At 46.1% G+C, this 8165-nt stretch carries 10 protein-coding genes and 1 pseudogene; 2 read left to right on the top strand and 9 right to left on the bottom strand.

What is annotated here, in order from left to right; all coding sequences use genetic code 11:
* Positions 1-249 precede the first annotated feature (249 nt).
* The 5 genes and pseudogenes from O9295_RS27960 to O9295_RS20620 form a co-directional block, all read right to left on the bottom strand.
* Positions 250-345, bottom strand: a pseudogene (locus O9295_RS27960) (AcrVA2 family anti-CRISPR protein); the annotation flags it as partial.
* Between the two features lie 26 nt (positions 346-371).
* Complete coding sequence (locus tag O9295_RS20635; protein ID WP_288034983.1) at positions 372-818, bottom strand: ASCH domain-containing protein; 447 nt, start codon at positions 816-818, stop codon at positions 372-374.
* Between the two features lie 37 nt (positions 819-855).
* Entirely contained in the window at positions 856-1218 is a 363-nt protein-coding gene (locus O9295_RS20630; protein ID WP_288034978.1) for a hypothetical protein, read from the bottom strand.
* Complete coding sequence (locus O9295_RS20625) at positions 1205-1900, bottom strand: hypothetical protein (protein ID WP_288034976.1); 696 nt, start codon at positions 1898-1900, stop codon at positions 1205-1207. The genes O9295_RS20630 and O9295_RS20625 overlap by 14 nt, the downstream gene beginning before the upstream one ends.
* A gap of 9 nt (positions 1901-1909) precedes the next feature.
* Positions 1910-2956: a hypothetical protein gene (locus O9295_RS20620; RefSeq protein WP_288034973.1), complete on the bottom strand. Its 1047-nt coding sequence runs from the start codon at positions 2954-2956 to the stop codon at positions 1910-1912.
* 393 nt (positions 2957-3349) lie between these two features.
* Here O9295_RS20620 and O9295_RS20615 point away from each other — a divergent pair, with 393 nt between their 5' ends.
* The gene (locus tag O9295_RS20615) at positions 3350-3703 is read left to right on the top strand and encodes a helix-turn-helix domain-containing protein (protein WP_130757012.1); all 354 of its coding nucleotides are present in this window, start codon (positions 3350-3352) and stop codon (positions 3701-3703) included.
* 226 nt (positions 3704-3929) lie between these two features.
* On the opposite strand, the gene O9295_RS20610 is transcribed toward O9295_RS20615, so the two are convergent.
* From O9295_RS20610 to tnpA, 4 genes are all read right to left on the bottom strand, one after another.
* Positions 3930-4577, bottom strand: a complete 648-nt coding sequence (locus tag O9295_RS20610) for a hypothetical protein (protein WP_288034969.1) — start codon at positions 4575-4577, stop codon at positions 3930-3932.
* Positions 4567-4869: a DnaB-like helicase C-terminal domain-containing protein gene (locus tag O9295_RS20605; RefSeq protein WP_288034967.1), complete on the bottom strand. Its 303-nt coding sequence runs from the start codon at positions 4867-4869 to the stop codon at positions 4567-4569. The genes O9295_RS20610 and O9295_RS20605 overlap by 11 nt, the downstream gene beginning before the upstream one ends.
* Before the next feature lie 417 nt (positions 4870-5286).
* A complete protein-coding gene (locus O9295_RS20600; RefSeq protein ID WP_288034965.1) occupies positions 5287-6366 on the bottom strand; it encodes a replicative DNA helicase in 1080 nt (359 codons plus the stop codon).
* 641 nt (positions 6367-7007) lie between these two features.
* Positions 7008-7415, bottom strand: a complete 408-nt coding sequence (gene tnpA, locus O9295_RS20595; protein WP_288034980.1) for an IS200/IS605 family transposase — start codon at positions 7413-7415, stop codon at positions 7008-7010.
* 64 nt (positions 7416-7479) lie between these two features.
* Between tnpA and O9295_RS20590 the strand changes: the two genes are divergently transcribed.
* A partial coding sequence (locus O9295_RS20590; RefSeq protein WP_288034964.1) for an RNA-guided endonuclease InsQ/TnpB family protein occupies positions 7480-8165 on the top strand: 686 nt, incomplete at its 3' end.

The following is an 8165-nucleotide window of genomic DNA, read 5'->3' as shown; positions in this document are numbered from 1 at the left end:
AAACTCTTATAGAGAAAGACATTTGGCGATTTTTGTTAATTGTTTTCGATCTAGAGCGAACTAATCAATTAAATCTCTTGCCAGATAAAGATTTAGTCCATTTATGCCGCCCTATCGAACCATACTAAGTAACGAAGAACCGGTTTTCTTTAAAACCAGTTTTTTGTAAAACCAGAATTATTCGGATCGATCAAGCAGGTTTTCTGTAAAACCAGATTGCCAGATTGCCGGTCAGAAATAGTCAAAAGTTTAGCCATTAACTAGAACTGGCTCGATCCAGATCAGTTTGCGATCGGGTCGTTCTCTGGGGCCGTAGGGTTGCCACCGATAAAAACCCCTGCGCCAATGGGTGCGGTACTGACTAGATTAACTCACCCGCCAGTTAGCGAAAAATCAGGGGCAATTATTTCAACAGTAAACAGCTTTTGCTTGCCTAAGCAGGGTATCGGTTCAATCGCCCTGACATTTTCCAGCTTCCAAGCGTATCGTTGGGGTTGCCAGTCGCCGAGCGACCGTTCCAATTCCGAAACCGATTCGATAATAATCGAATTTGGCACGTCGGTGGCATTCGCCTCGGATACCATCTCTAAACAATCGGTCAGATCGGTGAGTGCTACGATCGCACCTAACGGTAATTTATCGCCATCGATGGACAGATTGAACGCTCGGTTGAGATGGGAGATCAAGCTTTTTCCTTGCTTGCAAAGGGGACGTTTGGCGGCGTGGATGGCCAACACCCCTCGGTATTTTGTCGGCCATCCCCTCGTCTCGTAAAGTTTGAGACCGTTTGCGACCAGAGATGCCCACGGTTGCCACAAACTTATAGCTTTGATTGCCAATGCCTTAACTCCTTACTCATTTGTTCTTAAGAAAATCCCTGTACTCCGCTAGAACCTCCCGCGCTTTGGGGGAATCGATCGCTTCCAGAATCTCCCCGATCGGCTTGCCCATGCGATCGAGTTCTCGAATCCGATCCACCTTTTCAGATGCAAGGTAGATCGATCGCTTGCGCTTACCGAATTCGACTTGATAGAAAGTCTGGAGATATTTGCGCCCGTACTTCGCCTGTTGAGAATAAGTGGTGATCAAATACCCCGAACCCTCCCCCCTACGACGGCGCGGACGTTTATTCTCGGTTTCCTCTTTACTAGGGGATATTTTTGTACTGGTTAAAGGTACATCTGTATCCCCTAGTAAAGGTATTTTAGAGAGAATCAAGGTAGAGGATGCGGGCGAGGGCGATGGTGGCCATTTGAGGGTCGAGGGCATTAGCGAGAGCGATTCGTCGGTGGCGAGAAACTGGATTGCTGTTCGGTTGTCCAAGGGGTTTGTCCAGTCCGTAGGAATCGAGGAGATGCTTTCGAGAAATCGGGGATTTAACCGTTCGTCCTCTTTGATTACGCCCTCTTTCTTCAACTGTGTCTCTAATTTGCTCTGGCCAGGGCGTGACGGGTTGCCAATCGATAAAACCTCCGGCGATGACCACAAACAGAAGTTTTCTCCTAAAGAAGGGGGAGCTAAAATATCCTGAATTGACAGTAAGCCATTCCGCATCGTAGGTTTGGCGGGCAATCTGACGTAGGAAGTGCTGAAGATAGAGGGTTTGGTGGCCTGTTCTGCGGATGGAGAGGATATTGTCGGTGCTGGCGATGCAGAAGTATCGGGGTCGGAAAGATTCGATCGCCCGTTTGATAGTGAGGAAACAATCACCCCCGGTTCCATCGCCCCGTTTTGAAAGGGTGGGGGGTGAGGCGGTAAGAAGGTGGATTTCGCCGTGTTCCCGTCGGATATTTCGTAGTGGGAGATAATTTGCGTCGCCGTAGTTGCGGACTCTGGGGAAACGTCGGTCGAGAGGGAATCCGACCCCGATGCCGCTGCAGATATCGAATTGCTTGAGCATGGTGGTTCGCTACCAGTCATTTTTTTTTCTCCCCAGTCGAGACTTCAGCAGTGGGAAACTTTCGAGCATCTCTCGGATATTCAGAGGTGATCGTTCTGAGTCTTTATCGGCCACCCGTCGCCACGGGATTAACTCATCAGGTCGATGCCGCAATCTTAGGAGTGGCTCTCCGTATCGGTCTAGGGGTAGCAGTTCTAGAGCAACATCCTCGACGATTTCCCCTCGGACTTGTGCGTACCATCGCAAAAATTCATCCGACAAACGGGAGCGAGTTTGTTCTGGTGGTTCTTTCGATATCTGATAGAGAAATACCCCGTACTTACTTCTTATCGTCTCTAGCGTCGCCTCCACATGGGCGATAGCCTGCCAAGCTCTTGATTGTCCGTATTCATCGATGGCCTCTCGGATTTTTTGATCGAGCGGTATTCCGAGTTCTCGTAGTCGTTGGTGAAGTTTCCCCGTCAGAGGTTCTTTAATTTTGTTTGAGCATTGGATTGGTTCCGACTCGACAATAACTTTCTCATCCCGAGAAATTAAATCCTTTTCCTCCTCCTTATCCAAACAAATCAAATCCTCCACCATTGCGGTCTGGATGGTTTGAAGAATCTGAATAGTCTGAGGAGTTGCAGACTCCTCTTGCTGTAAGGGTTTCGGGGTTTGATTTTCCGAATTTTCGGAAAAGTTTCCGAGAAATCGAACTGGGTTCCGTTTTTCCGTATCGTTTTCCGAGTTTTCGGCAACCTTTTCAACGAATCGAACCGGGTTCCCCCGTTTGGCTACCCCCCGAAGATTACGGAAAGAAAAACCTTGATCTTGAAAGTCGAATAGTCCCAACTGCTGAAATTTAGCGATCGCCGTGTAAAAGGTGGTTTTTTTAATGTTCACCGCCTGCATGATCGTGAACGTATCCGGCAGATCGGAGTAGCGATCACCGAAGGGATCCAACTCGACTAGGTAACTCCATAGTCTCCACTCGGCGGCTGTTAAATTGGAGTGTCTGAGCTTTTGGGATATTTCCGCCGTTAGAGGGTAAAATTTTTGCTCGATCCGTGTCATAATAGTCACACTGTAAAAGAATGAATTTCAGAGGATGAATCTCAAAAGATGAACCCCGATGAACCGATCCCGAAAGTTGCGTGTCGACAAATCGATCTCGACGGTTACTTCTAGATAGGTACATCTAATGAAGAAGTCATTTTCTTGCCCCGTTCCCTAACCAGATTGGGGCTTGTTTTTTTGGGTTAATCCCCTCAGTTGCGAACGGGACGAACCCATCCGAACGGGTCAATCGGAAGGAAGCTTAAAAATTCCTTAAAATGCCCCAGTATTTTCACAACTTGTAGTTTCCGTGTCATAATCGGTATGAGTGGTTCTGATCGTGCGAAAATCAGTTATATTTGTTTGCTAGACTAATTATCAACTAATTAATTCGCATTTGAGTCGGTGAGTATGCAAAAGTTAACAATTAGGCAAGCCTTTAAAACAACCCAAGATTATTTCAAGATTAGTGGGAAGGATCTTTCCGAGGTGTCGGGGATCGGAACGCCCCATATCAGTTCTTTTAGGAACGGGAAGAACTGGATCAGCGAGGATACCTTAGAGAAGCTTCTCGATGGGATGGAAGAACTTGCTCCTGGTTCCCGCCGTTACTTTGGTTTGTTGGTGTCGGGAGGCTCCGAACCGAATTTAGAAGATTTAATTGAGATAATCGGTGCTGATCGTCTCATGGTTGCCATTGCCGAAAAGTTCAAAAAAGATCGGGAAACGATCAACTACTTGCAGCAAAGTCTGATCATGTCTTAGAGAACCGATCAAGAACGGGTGGAACGGGAAGCGAAGTCCTCACCGTTTGCGGAGTTAGACTGGGCGATCGAGATTTTTAATACAACTTATCCTTTAATAAACTCTTCGGTTCTTTACTAGGGGATACTTTTGTACTGGTTAAAGATACATTTGTATCCCCTAGTAAAGATATTTTAGAGAGAATCAAGGTAGAGGATGCGGGGACTGGCGGTCGTTGTGCGGAAACTCAACCGATGATTTTCAGGATTTCTGAAACGGGTTGATTAGCATCGATCGCCATTCGCACCTTTGACAGCTTCTCACGGGGGACTGACCGTTTGAAGGTTTTCCATCTGCCGTTAACCTTCTCGTCCCAACAGTATGCCCAAAACCAATGATCGGGATTGCCAGTGGAACGAGCGCCCTCAACCTTTGGATAAGTTTTCACGTTACCGTGTTTATCCTTCTTCTCTTGGTTGAAGGCATAAAGGGAACCACTGGGATTTTTCTTAGGGGAAATCTCAGATGTGTGATCTCCTAAATTTTCCCCTAAGAAAATCTCTGAAGATGTGACGGGGTTGACCGTTTTTTTCTTAGGGGAAATCTCGGAGGTGTGATCATTCTGTCCTAAATTTTCCCCTAAGAAAATCGGTGACTCACTTTCCCCTAAGAAAGAATTAGGGGTTGTCGAACGCTTCGCCCGGGTTTTTTGTATCTTGGAAGCTCTCGGTCTCGGTTCGAGAGGGGAATAGACCTCAAAAAACTGCTGGTGAAACAGATGGTTATCGGTGGTCAGTATCCAACCATCTTGGCGAACCTCACCGATTGTGTAGAACTTACCGTTATCGGGATGTTCACCGACGATAACGATCGACGCACCCGCTTCAATTGCCATGGTTCCCTCCGGGCAATTCCGTCAACAATCCGTAGGACTTATCGAATAGACAGCGTGCCGTTCCCGTCAAGCCGTGACGGGCCTTACCAACGATCAATTCCAGCACATCGCGATCAGCACTATCGGGGTTGTAATATTCATCGCGATAGAGCAGGACAACGTTATCGGAAACCATCTCTAGAATTCCCGATTGACTGAGATCAGCCATGAGCGGGCGTTTATTGTTGCGTCCCTCTACTGCCCGGGATATTTGGGAGAGTGCCAGAATCGGCACGTTTAAATCGCCCGCCATCTTGTAGCTGGACTTCCCCCATACATAAATACTAAAAAATTAACAAAACCCTTACTGCAGGTCGCTTCTAAGAAAAAATTGAAAAGAGGCTACTGGGTACATTTTTCCCTTGAAAATGGCTGTACCGTTGACTGTATCTGGAGTAGAGCGATGACCTAGAGTTGGCTGTATAGTGATCGCTAACCTGATTGTAACAGATAGTGTCATTAATCTCTAGAGTAAGGGATTCGCTCTGTAGCCATGTTTTTGCTGGTTTTCTGCCCCGAAACAAGCTATAATGGTCGAAAGGTCAAATTTGAAAATTTTTGCCTCAAACCCTATCTGCGTAAGAACTTCAGGATTTTGTGTCCAGTAGTTCATTGGTATTGTATTGCTTGAACTCAGGCTCTGTAAGACTTTTAGCCATAGCTAGTATGTTTATACGGGGGAAGTCCAGTTGTAGAGTCCCCTAGCGACGTTGCCCAACTCGTAACTGCGGTTGCCGTTGGGGGAATCGTCGGCCATCATCTGAAGGTAGTCCACCACCACCAAACCGGGTTGCTTTTTCTCACCGATGAGACGACGACATTCCGAGGCGATGCCCATGACCGTTGTTCCCCGGTCGTCGTTGAAATAAAGCGGTAATTCGGTGGCTACTTTCAACACATCGACGATCGTTTCTCGTTCTAGCTCGGTGAGTGGAGCCAGTCCTGCGCGGTGTTGCCTGATCCGACCGCTTCGGAGGGGAGAAAACCCATAATCGCAATAGTGGGGGTGAACGCTCAACAAACTCCACAGACGATACTCTAGCTGTTGGGCGGTCATCTCCAGCGAGAAGAAAACCACGGGTATCCGTCGAGCGAGCATCTGTAAGGCGAAAAATAAGGCGGCTTGGGACTTGCCCATCGACGGTCGCCCCGCGAGCAGGGTCAACGTTCCAGGCTCGAAACCGACAATCAGATCGTCCAACTCTCGTAAGCCCGTGGGGTAAATCGGGTTATTTTTCTCCAATTCCGTGAAGGCGGCACTCGCCACCTCGCTATTGGGAAGCGTTTGCGTCGTTCTTCCCCGGTTCGATACCAGAAATACTGCTTGCTCCGCCCCGTCCAGCACCTCGTCCAACTCCCGCGTCGTGTCGCGGGCCAACTCGATGACCTCACCTCCGACTCCGATCAACTGACGACGGACATACTTATCCATCACCAACTCGGCATAGCGATCGATGTTGGCGGCCGATACCGTGCGCTCGATTAGCTGTAACAACCGGGGAATCCCTCCCACCTCGTCGAGAAGCTGGTGATCCTCCAGCCAACTGGAAATCGTCATCAGGTCTGTGGGCTTTCTCTTACCGTGAAGAGAAACCGCCGCTCGGTAGATTTCTTGATGGGAACGAACGTAAAAGGCATCGGCGAGTAGAAAATCGACGATCCGTCCCATGGCCTTGGGGTCGAGGAGAATTCCCCCTAAAATAGATTCCTCGGCCTCGATATTTTGAGGGGGCAACGCAGGATCATACATCACTTTCTAGACCCCACGGGTCGATCCATTTCTCGCCCGCTAATCTGGCCAATCGCTTCGTTTCGTTGCGCTCTGAAAAGGAGAGCTTCCTGGGTTTCTGTTCTTTCCCCGTTTTTTGTCCGTTCGTTCGTCCCTCCGATTTCTCGAAAAGCTCGTAATAAACTTCCCACCGGTTCAGACCAGCCCCATTCTTACCAGCCAACCATGCTTCTATATCGATGATCGGATTGGGAAGTTTCCCAGTTTCCTTCCTCACAAAATAAAAAAATCTCTCTCGCTCGTCTTCTGAGAGAGTCTTTTTAAAGTCTGAATAACTGGACTTCCCCCATACATAAATACTAAAAAATTAACAAAACCCTTACTGCAGGTCGGTTCTCAGAAAAAATTGAAAAGAGACTACTGGGTACATTTTTCCCTTGAAAATGGCTGTACCGTTGACTGTATCTGGAGTAGAGCGATTCCGTAGAGTTGGCTGTATAGTGATCGCTAACCTGATTTTAACAGATAGTGTCATTAATCTCTAGAGTAAGGGATTCGCTCTGTAGCCATGTTTTTGCTGGTTTTCTGCCCCGAAACAAGCTATAATGGTCTAAAGGTCAAATTTGAAAATTTTTGCCTCAAACCCTATCTGCGTAAGAACTTCAGGATTTTGTGTCCAGTAGTTTATTAGTATTACATTGCTTTAACTCAGGCTCTGTAAGACTTTGAGCCATAGCTAGTATATTTATACAGGGGAAGTTCAGATATATCTCTTTCAAGTGGTCTGAAAAGTTATCCCACATCAGCTGGCAAGAAGTTGATTTTAAGTTAGCGATTAGACTACTTAACAGCTTATGGGGTGGGTAAGTCAGAAGGATATGGATATGGTCTGATTCTCCGTTAATCTCTATTACCTTCGCCTTCCATTTCTCGGCTATGTTTTGAAAAGCTATTCTCAAAAACTCCAGATGCTTTTTCTGGAATACTTTCCGATGATATTTTGTCACAAGAACTATATGTACGGTGAGATTAAAAGTGGCTCTACGAGTCTTAAAATAATTAGTTTTTATGCTCTTGAAATTTTGTACTACGAATTGCTATAATCATAATATAACACATTGAGAGGTCGAATCGATGCGAGTCATAGAGTTTAAGTTAAAAACCAATTCACACCAGAAAATAGCCATTCAAGAGGCGATCAGGGTGGGACAGTTTATTCGGAACAAATGTCTAAGATTTTGGATGGACTCTACCAAAGAAGATCAGGTTAACTATGGTACTTTGTGTAAATTAACTACCGAATTATCTAACAGTTCTGAATTTCCTTTTGTCGGTAAACTCAACTCTATGGCTCGTCAAGCAAGTGCCGAAAGAGCTTGGTTTTCTATATCCCGTTTTGACAACAATTGTCAAAGGGGTTTAGCGAAAAAAGGCTATCCTAAATTCAAAAAATTTTCAAGGTCTGTCGAGTACAAAACTTCTGGTTGGCAACTAACAGAAGACAAAAAGTTTATCCACATCACGGATAAAACAGGGATAGGGAAATTAAAGCTAATCGGCACTTTTAACCGTGAGATTCTCGATAAATCTACTATCAAAAGAGTCAGGCTTATTAAACGAGCCGATGGCTTTTATTGTCAATTTGTCTTAGACATTGAGAGAGTAGAAACCTTTGACTCTACAGGAAAAGAAGTAGGGATTGATTTAGGTTTAAACCATTTATTAACCGACTCTAATGGGGATAAAATTGATAACCCACGGTTTCTTCGTAAGTCGGAAAAAAGACTAAAAAAGGCTCAACGTAAACTCTCAAAGAAGAA

The organism is Microcystis sp. LE18-22.4A (genome assembly GCF_027531105.1).
Classification (GTDB): Bacteria; Cyanobacteriota; Cyanobacteriia; order Cyanobacteriales; family Microcystaceae; genus Microcystis; species Microcystis aeruginosa.
This window is presented reverse-complemented; position numbering and strand designations above follow the sequence as displayed.